Here is a 16815-nt window from a genome sequence, read left to right as displayed (position 1 = left end):
TAATAAAAGAAAAAAGCAACAAGGACATAACTATGGACCAAGCACTGGCCACTATTGCATTAACTCAACTAGCCATAGCTTTTATACCTGTGGTATTTGTACTGATTCTATTAGCTTGTTGGTCACTGCCACAAAAGCGCACCTGGCATGCATTGGTTCGCATGTTAGTGCAGTTATTACTGGTGGGCTATGTTTTAAGTTACATTTTTGAAAGTGACAATGCTTGGATTATCGGCGCCTTATTACTTGTTATGGTGTTGTTTTCAAGTTGGATAGCTTTAAATAATATTGAATCACCAGGGAAGTCTCTTTTTAATAGTGCTTTCTGGGCCATCTTTATCAGTAGCGTTATGGTCTTGCTGGTTATTACCCAAGGCGTGTTAAATCTCGAACCTTGGCATGAGGCAAAAATACTCGTGCCACTTGCTGGCATGGTTTTCGCCAATGGCATGAATAGTGTAAGTTTATGTGGCGAACGTTTTTTTGCTGAAATCAATCGCAGTGAAAGCTACCTAAATGCACGTAACATTGCTTTTAAAGCATCTATGATCCCCAATGTTAACGCCCTATTTGCTGTGGGTATTGTCTCGTTACCAGGAATGATGACAGGGCAAATTCTTGCTGGCGTTTCGCCCTTTATTGCAGCACGTTATCAAATTATGGTGATGTGTATGGTTTTTTCCTCAGCAGGTTTAGCCTCGGCTATATTCTTAATTTTGAATAAAAATAGTACAAAAAAAATTAGCTAAGCAAAATCCAAACAACTTGTTTTTGGTCGCAATATTGTTAGAATATGTGTTACTTGTCGTACCACTTAACGTTTATGTCTGTATCGTTAAGCAACAAAATGATCATCGTGTGTATATAGTCTATGAGTAGTAAAGGTTTCACTTTAATTGAATTAGTCGTTGTCATTGTAATATTAGGGATTTTAGCCGTAACGGCAGCACCTAAATTTATCGGCTTGTCAAAAGATGCGAAAGTAGCGGTGTTAACCCAGTTTAGTGTTAGCGTAAAGGCAGCAAATGATTTGATTTTTTTGAAATCAAAAATGCCAAGCTATAGTACATTTCCTGTAACTAGCCGACCTGATTTAATTGATATTGATATAGACCGTAATGGCGTTATTGATCTTAGTGGTGTTGATTTAAGGTTATTACATTCTTATATCGATAATCATGAAATCTACAAACAAGTTGAAGTGTCTGAGCAATTTAAACTCTCTGGTAGTAAAGTTTTTGAAGAGCAAGGTAATGACCTTGTCTTTATTGGTTATGATTTCAATGAAAACAATCAAGTGAGTGATGATAATTGCTACTTTAGATATACCCAAGCAAAGTCAGAAACGATCGGTCCGGCCTATGACATTATTGATGATGGTTGTTAATTTATCTCAATGGCATTAAAAGTTGTAACAATCCCTACATTGAAGTCACTGACAATAGTCAGCTATTTACCGGTAAGTTATTCTTCTTCTTCATTAAACACGCGTTATCGAACCAGTACCATTTAAAAGATAAACTATTTAGTTGAATATATCTTTCAGATATATAACTTTCTCCCAGTAAATTTCAGTTTACGTTGAAGCCAATTTAAGTGTTAATGTCCTCATGAAAAAGTCATGTATTAATAAAATAGTAGACTTAAGAAATACCTGCGATTATAGCCATTTATTTACCCTTTTAATTACGTTACAATGCGCCACTATTTGTCTTTTCCGTCCTATGTCGGTAAAGGCTACTCATTAAATTTATTTTTGAAGATTTATGTTCGAAACAAACCCTATATTAAGTAAATTAAAAGAAATCCGTGAGCGCGCTAATCTGCTTCGGGGGTACCTTTGACTACGATGTTAAAGCTGAACGTTTAGTTGAAGTTTCTCGCGAACTAGAACTGCCCGATGTTTGGAATGAGCCTGAACGTGCTCAAGCCCTTGGTAAAGAAAGAAGTTCTTTAGAAGAAGTCGTTAATACTATTGTTGAACTCGAAACGGGTTGTGAAGATATTGAAGGCTTAGTTGAACTGGCGGTAGAAGAGTCAGACCAAGAAACTTTTGATGACGCTGAAGTTGAAGCTGATGCTTTAGATAAGGTCTTAGAAAAACTAGAATTTCGCCGAATGTTTTCTGGCGAACAAGATGCTAATAATAGCTATTTAGATATTCAGTCCGGTTCAGGTGGTACAGAAGCGCAAGATTGGGCAGAAATGCTAATGCGCATGTATTTACGTTGGGGCGAAGCACACGGTTATAGAACTGAAGTGATTGAAGTGACCGATGGTGATGTTGCCGGCATTAAAGGTTGTACTATTAAATATACCGGTGAATACGCTTATGGTTGGTTACGTACTGAAACGGGTGTACATCGTTTAGTGCGAAAGTCACCGTTTGACTCTTCAGGTCGCCGTCATACCTCATTTGCGTCAGCCTTTATTTACCCTGAAATTGATGACAACATTGAAATTGATATCAACCCAGCAGATTTACGTATCGATACTTTTCGAGCATCTGGCGCTGGTGGTCAGCATGTAAATAAAACCGATTCAGCTATCCGTATTACTCATGAGCCCACAGGGGCTGTGGTTGCTTGTCAGGCAGATCGTTCGCAGCATAAAAATAGAGCGACGGCAATGAAGCTGCTTAAAGCTAAATTGTATGAAATGGAAATGCAAAAGCAAAATTCCGATAAACAAGTGTTAGAAGATGGTAAATCCGATATAGGGTGGGGCAGTCAAATTCGCTCTTATGTATTAGATGATAGCCGTATTAAAGATTTACGCACGGGTGTTGAGAATAGAAATACCCAAGCTGTATTAGATGGCGATTTAGATAAGTTTCTAGAAGCCAGTTTAAAGTCTGGTTTGTAGTATTACACTTACAAAAACCAATTAAATTATTGAACAAATTAAAGATAACTTTGGAAATAAAATGACAGATAAAGCCACTAAAGCCAGTGATGCACCCGTAGCACAAGATGAAAATAAACTGATTGCTGAGCGCCGTGTAAAACTTGAAAAAATTCGCTCTAATTGTTCAGCTAATGGTTTTCCTAACGATTTTAATCGTGAACATTTAGCCGCTGACATCCAAGCTGAACATGGTGAAAAAACTAAAGAAGAACTTGAAGCGCTACAAGTAACTTATGCTATTGCCGGTCGAGTAATGGCTAAGCGCGGACCATTTTTAGTAATACAAGACTCGTCTGGTCGTATTCAAGGTTATGCTGAAAAAACTGTTCAAAAAGAAATAAGAGCTAAATGGGGTTCATTAGATATTGGTGATATTGTTGGTATTAAAGGTATTTTACATAAATCAGGTAAAGGTGATCTTTACGTGAACATGGATAATTACTCATTACTAACTAAGTCACTTCGTCCATTACCTGAAAAATTTCATGGTTTATCGGATCAAGAAATGAAGTATCGTCAGCGTTATGTTGATTTAATTATCAATGAAGATACCCGTAATACTTTTAAAATCCGTTCAAAAATTGTCGCTGGCATTCGTAACTTTTTAACGCAGCGTGATTTTATGGAAGTTGAAACGCCGATGTTGCAAATCATACCGGGCGGCGCAACGGCTAAGCCTTTTATGACGCATCATAATACTTTTGATCTTGATATGTACCTACGTATAGCACCAGAGCTTAACTTAAAACGTTTAGTCGTTGGTGGTTTTGACCGTGTGTTTGAAATTAACCGCAGTTTCCGTAACGAAGGTATTTCAACGCGTCATAATCCAGAATTCACTATGATTGAATTCTATCAAGCTTACGCTGATTACCATGACCTGATGAACACCACCGAAGAAATGTTACGTACTATTGCACAAGATGTATTAGGTACTACCACTATTCGTAATACCGTTAAAAATTCTGAAGGTGAAGTAGTAGAAGAGAAATTCTACGACTTAGGTAAGCCGTTTGTTCGTTTATCAATGGTTGATGCAATCTTAACTTACGGTAAAGATCATCGCGCAGCAGCACACCTTGATGAAGCGGTATTACGTGACCCTGAAAATAATTTTGATGCAATCAAAGCCATGGCTAAAGCTGTTGGTGTTAAAGAAAACAGTGCTTCTAAAGTTTGGGGCCCTGGTAAATATATCTGTGAAATCTTTGAAGAAGTGGCAGAACACTTATTAGATCAACCAACGTTTATCACTGAATATCCATGGGAAGTTTCACCACTTGCTCGTCGTAACGATGACAACTCATTCATAACAGATAGATTTGAATTCTTTGTTGGTGGTCGTGAACTAGCTAACGGTTTCTCTGAACTTAACGATGCAGAAGATCAAGCTGAACGTTTCCAAAAACAAGTAGCAGAAAAAGATGCTGGCGATGATGAAGCGATGCATTATGACGCAGATTATATCAACGCCTTAGAATATGGCTTGCCACCTACAGCAGGTGAAGGCATTGGTATCGACCGTTTAGTCATGTTGTTTACTGATTCACCAACAATCAAAGATGTTATTTTATTCCCGCATATGCGTCCTGAAACTGAATAAGTTTTTTGTGGTAAAATCAATGCAAAATTAATCGTACAGATACGATTAAAAAGCCCGTAGTCAGTTATATGACTACGGGCTTTTTTATTTGTGTAATAAGTTGCGGAACTCTTTGTGAACCATTGATAATTATTTTGTTTTTTATCAATATTTACATGGCATTAACAATGCAGTAGTCTATTGTTGTGAAAAATAATAAAGAACTTAACGCAAGGAATAATAATGTTAATAATAAAAAACTTATCCAAAACTTATGATAATGGAGTTAAAGCACTTGATAATGTTAGCCTAGAAGTACCAAAAGGTATGTTCGGGTTACTTGGTCCAAATGGAGCTGGAAAGTCTTCCTTAATGCGCACTATTGCCACATTACAAGATGCAGATAGCGGTAGTATCGATTTTGATGGTATTGATGTACTCAATGATCCTCAAGCATTAAGACAACGTTTAGGTTACTTGCCGCAAGATTTTGGTGTTTACCCACGCATCAGCGCTTACGAGCTACTTGATCATTTAGCTATATTAAAAGGCTTAAAAAACTCAGCCGAACGAAAAGAAGCTGTTGAGGGGTTGTTAGCACAAACTAACCTTTATCAGCATAGAAAAAATGCCGTGAGTGGTTTCTCGGGTGGTATGCGTCAACGCTTTGGTATTGCTCAGGCGTTATTGGGTGATCCTGACTTATTAATTGTAGATGAACCAACCGCAGGCTTAGATCCTGAAGAGCGTAACCGTTTTCATAACCTCCTCGTAAGTCTAGGTGAAGAAAAAGCCATTATATTATCAACGCATATTGTTGAAGATGTCACCGAGCTTTGCCCTAATATGGCGGTGTTAGCATCAGGTAAAATTGTACTTGAAGGTAATCCTATTGAGGTAACTAATCAGTTAAATGGGCAAATATGGCGTAAAGCTATTGCTCAAGCTGAGTTAAGTAGTATTGAAGAACAATACAATGTTATTTCTAAGCGTTTATTTGCCGGACAAACCATAGTACATGTTATGGCTGACAATGCGCCATTAGGTTTTGAAGCCGCACCAGCTAACTTAGAAGATGTTTATTTCTCAACATTGAATCAACATCGTTCAAGCACATCTGAAACGCCAGCTCAGACATCAGCCGAAGCATCCGCTGATATTTCAGTAAAGAGCAACGTTGCTTAATCGCGCTAACAAAGAATAAGGAATTACTTATGTTAATGAAAATGTTCGCTTTTGAGTGGCGCTATTTCACGAAACAACCCTCTTTTTATGTCACCGGTTTGATTTTCTTTTTACTGACTTTCTTTGCGACAGTAAGTGAAAATGTACAAATTGGTGGCGGCGGAAATGTTTTATATAACGGACCATTTTCTATTGCCCAAACACTACTGATTATGGGCTTATTTGCCATGTTTTTAGTGGTCAATTTTGTTGCGAGTACCGCGACAAGAAACGACACCAGTAAAATGTCAGAGTTACTTTATAGTAAACCGATTAATCCGCTAAGTTACCAGTTAGGGCGATTTTTAGGATCGTTTGCTGTAGTTGCTACCGTTTTTGCCTTTGTACCATTAGGTATTCTTATTGGTAGTTTATTAGGTGGCTTAGTTGGCTGGATTGATCCTGAGCGTTTAGGGGCAACTAACTTAAGCCACTATTTCACCGCTTACTTCTATTTGTCTTTACCTAGCTTGTTTGTGCTGTCTTGCTTTTTTTATGCAGTGGCTGTTAAATTTCGTTCGATGATGGCGGTATACCTTTCAGCGGTTGGCCTATTTATACTTTACACTATTTCAGGTCAGTTATTAAATGAGCCAGAGTATCGAACAATAGCAGCGTTGCTTGACCCCTTTGCATTAAATACCTTTGGCGAAGTAACACGTTATTGGACCATGTTTGATAAAAATAATAGCCCGATTGAGCTAAGTGGAATTTTACTTGAGAACCGCTTACTTTGGCTTGGCATTTCTGTTGTCATAATGGCACTTTTTGGCGGCTTTAGGTCTAAAGTACGCTTAAGCCAAGGACAAGTGAAAAAACAAAGTAACAAAGCACTTAAAAAAGCTGAAGAGCAATTAACGTTGCAAACAGAAAAAATACCGGAGTTATTAAATAATAATATTTCAACAAAAAGTGCTGGCGTACAAACATCAGCGCATTTACGTATGCGAATACTATTTGAAATAAAACAAGTAATATTTAGCGCGCCATTTTTAGTGTTAGCTGTGTTAACTATTTTTATGCTTGTTGCGCCGCTAGTAGACCCTCAAGGTATGTTCGGTACCCCTAATTGGCCCTTAACGCAAAATATGGTTGAACTTATAGCCGGTTCAACAGGCTTATTAATGATGATAGTACTGGCTTATTACAGTGCTGAAATTGTCTGGCGTGAACGTAATTCGGGCATGGGCGATATTGTTGATTCTATGCCGGTAAATAACATAACTTTTTGGCTATCAAAAGTTATCGCGATAAGTTTGGTGCTGGTACTGCTATATATTTGTGGTGTAGCCGTGACTATTGTCAATCAGTGGTTGCTAGGTTATAACAATATTGATCTCTCTCAATACGTTGTTCGTCTAGGTTACTTAGGTTTAGTGCCATTAATTTTCACAGCCGTTTTAGCCTTTTTCTTACAAGTTATTAGCCCAAATAAATATATTGGTATGATGTTATTTGTACTCTTTCTCATTAGTTCATTGACGTTAAGTAATTTTGGTTTTAGCCATAATATGTTTCAGTTTGCTAATGCACCACAAGTACCTTATTCAGATATTAATGGCTATGGTAGCTTTTTAGAAAGTAACCATTGGTATATGCTTTATTGGGGCGGCTTAACGCTTGTTCTGGCTAGTTTAACTTATGCACTTTGGCACAGAGGTCCAGCACAAAAACTTAAAACACGTTTAAATAGAGTGAGTTATTACCTTGCTACGCCAGGTAAAGTAACCATAGCTTTAGGTTTAGTATTATTCGTCGGGGCAGGGAGTGTTATTCATTACAATACTCGCGTTGTGAATGAATATGTGATTAGTGACGATCGTGAAGACTTGCAAGCTGCTTATGAGAAAAAGTATGTTGAACAGCTTAATGCGGCTATTCCAACGGTGACTAAAACTCACGCTAAAGTAGATATCTATCCTAAAGAAAGACGTATTGAAGCGGTAGCTGAATTAACGTTAACCAATACATCAAGCCAAGCGATTGAACAGTTTTTAGTCGCTAAACCTGAGCATACACAGCAATGGAATGTTGAAATTGATGGCGGTAAATTAGGCGAAGTTGATGCTAAATTCAATACCGCATGGTTTGTCTTTGATAAGCCTTTACAGCCAGGTGAAATACGTCAGGGTAAGCTAACGGCAACACGCGATAACAATGGTTTTACCGACGGTAATAATGATTTCAGCTTAGTTAAAAATGGTACTTTTATTAATAACTTTGAGTTGTTTCCAGTATTTGGTTATCAATCAGGTTATCAACTCAGTGATCGTCATGATCGCAGGAACCACGATTTAGAGCCGTTACAACGAGCTAATAAACTCGAAGATAAACGTTTTTATAATGAAAGCTTTTTTGGCAATGGTGTAGGTTTCATTGATTTTGAAGCGACAATTTCAACCTCTAAAGATCAGTTTGCTATCGCGCCAGGTTATTTACAATCAGAAAAAACCGAAGGTGAGCGTAAAATATACCATTATAAAATGGACGCCCCTATGGTTAATTTTTACTCTGTGATGTCAGCCAAACTCGCTAATAAAAAAGAACAATACAAAGGGATAGGTATTGAAGTCTATTATCATGAAACCCACGGGATGAATGTTGACCGTATGATAGAGTCAGTGAAAGACTCTATCGATTATTTCACCGATAACTTTGGACCGTACCAACACAAGCAAATGCGTATTATTGAGTTTCCTGGTTATAGAAGTTTTGCGCAAAGTTTTGCTAATACCGTACCTTACTCTGAAAAAATTGGCTTTATTAGTGATGTACGTGATCCTGAAAACATTGATCCTGCATATTATGTAACCGCTCATGAAGTTGCTCATCAATGGTGGGGTCATCAAGTAGGTGCTGCTAACGTACAAGGTAGTGCCATTATTTCTGAAAGTCTTTCACAATACAGCGCATTGATGGTTATGGAGAAAAAATACGGAAAAGAAAAAATTCGTAAATTTTTGAAATACGAGTTAGACCGATATTTACGTGGGCGTAGCGTCGAGTCTATTGAAGAAATGCCGCTTTTCCGTAGTGAGAATCAGCAATATATTCATTACCGTAAAGGCTCCGTTGTCATGATGGCCCTTAAAGATCGTTTTGGTGAAGAAAGAGTTAATGCATCACTGCAACGCTTCTTAGAAGACTTTAAATATCAAAGTACGCCTTATCCAACCACATTAGATTTAATCGCTTATATTACGCATGATGCAACAGAGGAAGAAAAGTCTTTTGTTAGCAATATGTTTGAGCATATTAGTTTATATGACTTAAAGACGAGTGACGTAAAAGTCGTTGCTGTTGAAGGTATGGATGACTTTTATGATGTAACACTAACCATTGATGCTGCACTTAAAAGAGCCGATGGCCAAGGGAAAGAAACCGAAGTTGATTTTGTTGACTCAATTGATATTGGTTTGTTTAGCGCAGACCCTGAAGACCTTTCAGCAAAGGACTTTGTTTTATACCTAGCGAAACATCAAATTAAAACAGGTACTAATGAAGTGACTATTCGAGTTCAAGGTAAGCCTACCTTTGCTGGCGTAGACCCTTTTGTAAAATATATTGACCGAGACAGTGCCGATAATATTTATCGTTTATAATAAGTAATCTACGGATAAAGTTAACGGATTAGTGTGTTAAAACGTGTAAAGCCTTGTGTAAAACTCTGTACAGAGAGTGATACACGGGGCTTTTTTCTTTATTTACCCCCTAACTCTATTTTTCTTAGCCGTAATTGCGTAGATTAGGGCACTCATAAAAATATGAGTCATTATAAAAATAATATTATCCTTGAGAAAATAAGGGCGACCTAAACTTAACGGATATTTTTCAGACAAAATGCAAGAAAGTGAGGAAGTAAATGGGTGTTTCAAGAGGCGGCTTTAGTTCGCGTTTCGGTTTTATCATGGCAGCAGCCGGCTCGGCTGTTGGTTTGGGAAATATTTGGGGATTTCCAACCCAAACCGCAAGCAATGGTGGTGCTGCTTTTGTATTAGTCTACCTAGTATTGGCATTTTGTTTAGCTTACCCCGCTTTTATGGCTGAGTTGCTAATTGGTCGATATGGTCAGGCAAATGCCGTTAGCAGTATGCAAAAAATTGCCCGTAATCCTTGGCAAAAGCGCTTTGGTTTTGTTGTCGGCTTTGGCGGTATTATTTGCGCAGCACTCATTTTAAGCTTTTATGGCATAATTGCTGGCTGGATGATGTCTTATGCTATTGAACCTTTAGCAAGACTTGGCGGGTTAACAGGTGTTGCTGACTGGTTGATAAATCACTCGTTAATTCGTAACATCCTATTTACGGCACTCTTTATGGGGCTAACCATTTTTATCATTCGTCGAGGTGTTGAGCAGGGCATTGAAAAGTGGTCAAAACGTCTTATGCCTATGTTAATAGGTTTGTTAATACTCTTAATCATTTATGTCTTTACACTGGATGGGGCAAGAGAAGGTTTTAATGCCTATTTAAATCCTGATATTTCTCGCATATTAGAGCCAGACCTTTTGATAAGTGCCTTAGGACAAGCGTTTTTCTCTTTGTCATTGGGTACCAGTGTCATGATCATTTACGGTTCTTATATTGCTAAAAAAGAGAATTTGGTCACACTTGGCGCACAAGTAACGCTGATTGATGTCTCTATTGCCTTTTTAGCTGGGCTATTAATAATCCCTGCAATGTATGTTGCTCAAGCACAAGGCGTCGCCATATTTGCCGAAGATGGCAGCCTTATTTCAGGCTCAAATTTAGTCTTTACTGTATTACCCGCATTATTCTCTGGTATGGGATTTGTCGGTTTATTCGTCGCTTTTGGCTTTTTTGTTTTGATGTCGATAGCAGCATTAACCTCTTCTATCTCTATGCTTGAAGGGCCAGTATCTTTTGCGGTTGAACGTCATGATATACCACGAGAAAAGGCAACAACCTTTATAGGTTTAGGTATTTTAGTGTTGAGTATTATTATTGTTGTTAATTTAGAATGGATGCTAGATTTTATCGCTATTTTATCAACGCAATATGGTCAACCAATCATTGCTATGTTGTGTTGTGTCTTTGCTGGTTGGATATGGCATAGAAGTGATATTTTAGCCGAGATTAAACAAGGCAATGAACATGCGGAACACAGCCTGTTTTGGAAGATTTGGCCTTGGTATACTAAGTTTGTTTGCCCAACAGCAATCGCCTTAGTATTTTGGCACTCCCTTTAGCAGCACATGTTTAAAATTTAAGCTACGTTATCGCATGTTCGTGTAGGGGACTACACGTCACATACTCTGCCTTGCTTAAATATCAAACATGTCGCTGTAAAGCAAAGTTCTTAGTTAAATTTTTAGGACGAGACATATTATTAATTAAAGCCTTGGCCAGTTTAACTGCCAAGGCTTTTTTATTGCCAATAATTGCTCATTCACTTGTGGGTCTAAGTAGAATTCACCTTTTGTTGGTAGCGAGGTAAACTCGAAAGCTTCACCTAAATAGCTAAATCGTAGGGCAAATGCATGTAAGTAACCTCGGTCTGCTGGTGAAGTACTGTAATATAAGGGATCACCAACAATGGGCGCACCTATACTTGCAAGTGCGACACGTAATTGATGAGTTTTACCAGAATGAGGTTTAAGCAGATATAAACGCTGTTTATTAGGAATGCTATATGAGAAAAATTGGGTGATGGCAGGGTTATCCATTGTCCGTAATAGCTTGAACATACCGCGACGGCTTTTTCCCATGTCACCTTTAATTAGCCCCTGCTTTTTACTTGGTTTTTTATCGCTAATGGCAAGGTAATATTTTTCTATATCGTGATCTTTAAATAGCTGGCCAAAAGTTTGCGCGCAAGCTAAGGTTTTGGCAAAAATGACTAAACCTGATGTCATTTTATCTAAGCGATGCACCGGATATAGCTCTACATTATCATCTTGGTTTTGCGGTTGCTTTTTATCTTGGCTCTTAACTTGGTTCTTTACCATGCCCTTTACCTGGCTCTTAACCATGTCCTTTACCTGCGAAAAAAGCCCTGAGCCAATGTCACCTTCGTCATGAAAGTTTACGCCTGCTGCTTTATCAACAACAATAAAATCAGGATGTTCAGCAATAATTTTATACATTTTAATTAACCGAGTAGTCTTTATGTTTGCTATGATAATTCAAACTTTTACCTTTTACTCTTTTTACAGGATGTTATTTTGCGATACTCTCCTCAAAACCGCTTTTCTACACAGTTAATAAATAAATTTAGAATCACAGCGATAGCCGCTACTACAGCATTATTGTTTGCTTGTAGTAGTCAAGAAACAGCACAATTACCTATCGGGGTAAGTTTGGTTGAAACGGTTACCGCTCAGCAAGATACACTTAATATTCCTTTTAAAAAGTATAAGTTAGCCAATGGTTTAACGGTAATTTTACATCAAGATAATTCAGACCCTTTAGTACATGTTGATGTTACCTATCATGTTGGCTCAGCCCGAGAGCAGTTAGGAAAGTCCGGTTTTGCTCACTTCTTTGAACATATGATGTTTCAAGGTTCTCAAAATGTTGCCGATGAACAGCACTTTAAAGTCGTTACCCAAAGTGGCGGAGATTTAAACGGTACCACCAACTCAGATCGTACTAATTACTTTGAAACAGTACCTAAAAATCAGTTAGAAAAAATGTTGTGGCTTGAGTCTGACCGCATGGGGTTTTTATTAGAAGCTATCACCCCTGAAAAGTTTGAGATACAACGCGCTACGGTTAAAAATGAACGTGGACAAAATGTGGATAATCGTCCTTATGGTCGATTAAATGAAACCGTTAGCCAAATGATTTTTCCACGGGAACATCCTTATTCATGGCCAGTTATTGGTTATTTGTCAGATCTTGACCGAGGTACAGTCACTGATTTAAAAGAGTTCTTTTCTCGTTGGTATGGTCCAAATAATGCGGTAGTCACTATAGGTGGTGACATTGATGAAGCACAAACGTTAGCTTGGGTTAATAAATATTTTGGTAAATTAAATGCCGGACCAGCTGTAGAAAGCATGGCTAAAACGTCAGTGACCCTAGAAGATAATCGTTACTATTCATTTACTGACAACGTTTCCCTACCTTTACTTTATATTAGCTTCCCTACCGTTTATGGTATGCATGAAGATGAGCCAGCCTTAGATGTACTGGCTAATATTTTGGGTAATGGCCCAACTTCATTACTTTATAAGAATCTTGTTAAGTCGGGTGTTGCCGTGCAAGCTGGTGCTAGTCACCCTTGTCGAGAATTAGCCTGTCAAATGAGCTTTTATGCGCTGCCAAACCCACAGCAAGGTTTATCTTTAACAAAAATAGAGCAAGTAATCAACGACACCTTAGTTGAGTTTGAACAACGCGGTGTTAATGCGGATGATTTATTAAAGACTAAAGTGGGTATTGAAACAGGTACTATTTATGGTCTGCAAAGTGTCTCAGGTAAAGTATCTAACTTAGCGCATTATCAGACAATGTTAGGTAATGCTAATTACACTGAGCAGCAAGTTGCTCGTTATAATAAAGTGACCGAAGCTGATGTTATGCGTGTCTTTAAGCAATATATTCAAGGTAAAGGTGCTGCTATTTTATCGATAGTACCACAGGGACAAGAAGCCTTAATTGCCAAAGAAAATAACTTTGCGTTACCTGACGTAAGTAATCCAGCAAAACTCGCACAACTTGATACGCCAATTATGAAAAATGCGAGTGGCTTTGATCGTAGTGTGATGCCAACCTCGGGTGCTAATCCACAAATTACCGTACCAAGCCTATGGCGTGAAAAATTTGATAATGGCATTGAAATTATTGCCACTAAAAATAGTGAAACTCCTACTATAAGTTTGTTATTAAGTCTTGATGGTGGTGTGTTACTTGATTCTGTAGAAAAAGCTGGGTTAGCAAGTTTAACTGCAAGTTTGATGAATGAAGGTACTACTGTTCATAGTAAAGAAGAGCTATCGAATGAATTAGCGCTACTTGGTAGTAATATTTCTATTGGCGCTGGTGGACGTAATACTTACATTCAAGTGAATAGCTTAGTAAAAAATCTTGATGCTACCTTAGCTTTAATGAATGAAATGATGTTTAAGCCAGAATTTGCACAAGATGATTTTGATAGAGTTAAAAATCAGCTGATTCAAAGCTTAGAGCAAGGCAATAAAGATGCTAACACATTAGCTAGTAAAGCGTTAAAGCAAGTTACCTACGGTAAAAACAACCGTTTTGGTATAGCAGATAGTGGTACTATTGCTACTGTATCAGCAATAACTCTTGATGATATTGAAGACTTTTATCAAACATACTTCTCTCCGGCTAAAGCGAGCTTAGTGATGGTTGGTGATATTGATAAAGCAGACTTTATTGAAAGATTATGGCCATTAAAAGCATGGAAAGGTAACGATTATAAGATTAACGGAGAGTATAAATTCCCTGAGGTTACACCAAACAAGCTTTATTTTGTTGATTTACCTAATGCTAGCCAATCAGTGATTAAACTATCTCGCAGAGCAATGACTTATGATGCAACAGGTGAGCATTTCAAAGCGACGTTAATGAATTACCCGCTAGGTAGTGCTTTTAATAGCCGTATCAATTTAAATTTACGCGAAGATAAGGGTTATACCTATGGCGCATCAAGCTACTTTTCTGCGGGTAAAACCTTAGGTCGTTTTAATGCCGGCGCTAGTGTCAAAAAAGAACATACTTATGATGCGATGGTTGAGATTGAAGCTGAACTGAAGAACTACCAGCAAAATGGTTTAACGGCAGATGAAGTCACCTTTATGCGTCAAGCTATTTCACAAAATGAAGCTTTAAGTTTTGAAACACCAAGTCAAAAAAGTGGTTTTTTAAGACAGTTATTGCAGTTCAATTTACCTGTTAATTATGGTGAAGAGCAAAGCAACATAATAAACAACATCACTATAGAGCAGTTAAATGCCATTGCAGCTAAAGAATTATCAAAACCTATGCAATGGATTGTCGTTGGTGACGGTCAAGTAGTAAGACCACAATTAAAAGCACTTAATATCGACGTGGTGGAACTGGAATTAGCTAAGTAAATCATTCGGCATAAAAAATAAAGCGGAATTTACCTTACAAAGCATTGAAAATCGTTAAAAACCCCTTATTTATATGGTTATCTATAAGGGGCTTTTTGCTTTATACCTTTACTCGCTAAATACTAAGTTAAGCTAAGAGTTCGGCTGATTAGTATATATAGGAATTATTTTGACACTTTCATTAACCGATTATATTGGCGCTTTTAGCCAAAGTGAAAATTTGGCTGCCGTTGCAGGTATTGGACGCGGTATAGAGCGAGAAGCATTGCGAATATTACCAGAAGGAAAGTTATCCGAGCATGGTCATTATTACCAACTTGGTTCAGCGCTTACTCACGGACAGATAACAACTGATTATTCAGAAACCTTGCTTGAATTCATTACCCCTGTAAGTCATTCACCAGAGCAAGCCATTGCTCAACTTCAAGATATTCAAAAATATACCTTTGATAATATTGAAGGCGAATTGTTGTGGCCAATGAGTATGCCATGCTTTGTGGATGATGCTGAAAAGATACCGTTAGCGCAATTTGGTCCCTCTAATATAGGTAAAATGAAGACAGTTTATCGTCAAGGTTTGAAAAATCGCTATGGCTCGATGATGCAAGTTATCTCAGGTATACATTTTAATTTTTCATTCTCGCAAGATTTTTGGCAGATTCAGCAAAAACTCCATCAATCATCAGGCGAAAAATCATTGCCTCTTGATGATTTTATCTCTGAACGGTATTTTTCTATTTTAAGAAATTACAAACGCTTTTGTTGGTTAATTCCTTATTTATACGGTAGTTCTCCAGCGATTTGTGGATCTTTCTTACAAGGTAAAGATCATAAGTTACCCTTTAAAAAATCACCTTTTGGTGCTCTTTACCTTGAGCATGCTACCTCTTTACGTATGAGTGATTTAGGTTATACCAGCTCTGAGCAGGCAGCATTAAAAATTTGTTATAATAATTTGGCAGATTATGTTGATGGTGTACAACAAGCGATAAAATTAAAATCTAAGGTTTTTTCTGGTATTGGTGTCAAAGTAAATGGTCAATACCAACAGCTTAACGATAACGTATTACAAATTGAAAATGAGCTGTATGCACCTATTCGACCTAAACGAGTAGCTAAACCAGGTGAAAAGCCCTCAGTTGCCCTAGGAGAGCGCGGTGTTGAATACATTGAAGTAAGAGCGCTTGATGTAAATCCTTTTGTCGATACCGGCATTAGTCTTGAGCAAGTTCATTTCTTAGATATATTTATCACTTTTTGCGCTTTTATTGATAACAAAGAGTTTGATTGTACGCGCCAGGCACTTCATGAAAAGAATATGGATGCAGTGGTCCTACGTGGTCGAGATCCTGAGTTATTGCTGAGTGATGCGAACTGTTCTGGTGAAGTTAAACTTAAATCAGTTCCTGAGTGGGGCAATGAATTGTTCGAACAGATGAAGCAGGTTGCACAGCTATTAGATAAGGCATACCAAACGAGTAACTATAGTGAAGCTATTGTTCGTGAACAAGCTAAAATCAATGACGCTAGTTTAACGCCTTCAGCGCAGCTGCTCTCTATTATTCAAGAACAATCTTTATCGGGCTTTGCTTTGAATAAAGCAAGTGAATATCAACGCGAAGCTAAAACACGTGCTTATCAGTTTTATGACCAAGAATTTTTTGACCAGAGTGTACCAGCCTCACATCAAGCTCAAGCGGATATCGAAGCAGGTGACAAACTTAACTTTGATGATTTTTTGACTGATTATTTCGCATAGAAAATAGCTATAAAAAAAGCGCGTCAAGGTGACGCGCCGGTTATTTAAGCAAACAAGACTTAAATTAAATGAAAGCAATCCAGGGAGGAATGTTTCACTTATTAAGACGTCGTAATGACAGATAAGTTCATTTTATTTAAAATAATCACATTAATCACCTTCTCCCTTGCATAACTGACCCATCATTCATATAACCACGAAAGCTAAATTGAGTCCTTTGTTATATAAAACATGTCATTTTTTCTTCCTAAGATAAACGTTGAAAAATCAGACCATCAA

General features: G+C 37.7%; 10 protein-coding genes. 9 read left to right on the top strand and 1 reads right to left on the bottom strand.

The genetic code is table 11. The features are described 5' to 3' along the window. Positions 1-32 precede the first annotated feature (32 nt). The 7 genes from CXF71_RS18160 to CXF71_RS18130 all read left to right on the top strand — a co-directional run bounded on the left by CXF71_RS18160 (position 33) and on the right by CXF71_RS18130 (position 10922). On the top strand, positions 33-749 hold the full coding sequence (locus CXF71_RS18160) for an ABC transporter permease (RefSeq protein WP_101234351.1): 717 nt from the start codon (positions 33-35) through the stop codon (positions 747-749). A 122-nt stretch (positions 750-871) separates the two neighbouring features. Continuing rightward, positions 872-1387 carry a type II secretion system protein gene (locus tag CXF71_RS18155; RefSeq protein ID WP_101234350.1) on the top strand — a complete coding sequence of 172 codons (516 nt, stop codon included), beginning with the start codon at positions 872-874 and terminating at the stop codon, positions 1385-1387. 379 nt (positions 1388-1766) lie between these two features. Beyond that, a protein-coding gene (gene prfB / locus CXF71_RS18150; protein WP_198559911.1) for a peptide chain release factor 2 occupies positions 1767-2865 on the top strand; the annotation gives its coding sequence in 2 pieces (ribosomal slippage) (positions 1767-1841 and positions 1843-2865; 1098 coding nt in all). 61 nt (positions 2866-2926) lie between these two features. Further along, entirely contained in the window at positions 2927-4510 is a 1584-nt protein-coding gene (gene lysS, locus CXF71_RS18145; RefSeq protein ID WP_101234348.1) for a lysine--tRNA ligase, read from the top strand. Between the two features lie 222 nt (positions 4511-4732). Beyond that, entirely contained in the window at positions 4733-5674 is a 942-nt protein-coding gene (locus CXF71_RS18140) for an ABC transporter ATP-binding protein (RefSeq protein WP_232771543.1), read from the top strand. Between the two features lie 29 nt (positions 5675-5703). After that, positions 5704-9315, top strand: coding sequence for an ABC transporter permease/M1 family aminopeptidase (locus CXF71_RS18135; protein WP_101234347.1), 3612 nt, complete (start codon positions 5704-5706; stop codon positions 9313-9315). A 260-nt stretch (positions 9316-9575) separates the two neighbouring features. Then, positions 9576-10922, top strand: coding sequence for a sodium-dependent transporter (locus CXF71_RS18130; protein WP_101234346.1), 1347 nt, complete (start codon positions 9576-9578; stop codon positions 10920-10922). Between the two features lie 144 nt (positions 10923-11066). Here CXF71_RS18130 and CXF71_RS18125 read toward each other — a convergent pair whose 3' ends face one another. Beyond that, a complete protein-coding gene (locus tag CXF71_RS18125) occupies positions 11067-11819 on the bottom strand; it encodes a TIGR01621 family pseudouridine synthase (RefSeq protein ID WP_101234345.1) in 753 nt (250 codons plus the stop codon). A 78-nt stretch (positions 11820-11897) separates the two neighbouring features. Between CXF71_RS18125 and CXF71_RS18120 the strand changes: the two genes are divergently transcribed. Both CXF71_RS18120 and gshA read left to right on the top strand, forming a co-directional pair. Next, positions 11898-14777 carry a M16 family metallopeptidase gene (locus CXF71_RS18120; protein ID WP_101234344.1) on the top strand — a complete coding sequence of 960 codons (2880 nt, stop codon included), beginning with the start codon at positions 11898-11900 and terminating at the stop codon, positions 14775-14777. 169 nt (positions 14778-14946) lie between these two features. Beyond that, on the top strand, positions 14947-16536 hold the full coding sequence (gshA, locus tag CXF71_RS18115) for a glutamate--cysteine ligase (RefSeq protein WP_101234343.1): 1590 nt from the start codon (positions 14947-14949) through the stop codon (positions 16534-16536). Positions 16537-16815 lie beyond the last annotated feature (279 nt).

It is taken from the genome of Colwellia sp. 12G3, assembly GCF_002836775.1.
GTDB lineage: Bacteria > Pseudomonadota > Gammaproteobacteria > Enterobacterales > Alteromonadaceae > Colwellia.
Note: the sequence above shows the minus strand (reverse complement) of the source record. Positions and strands in the feature narration are given on the sequence as shown.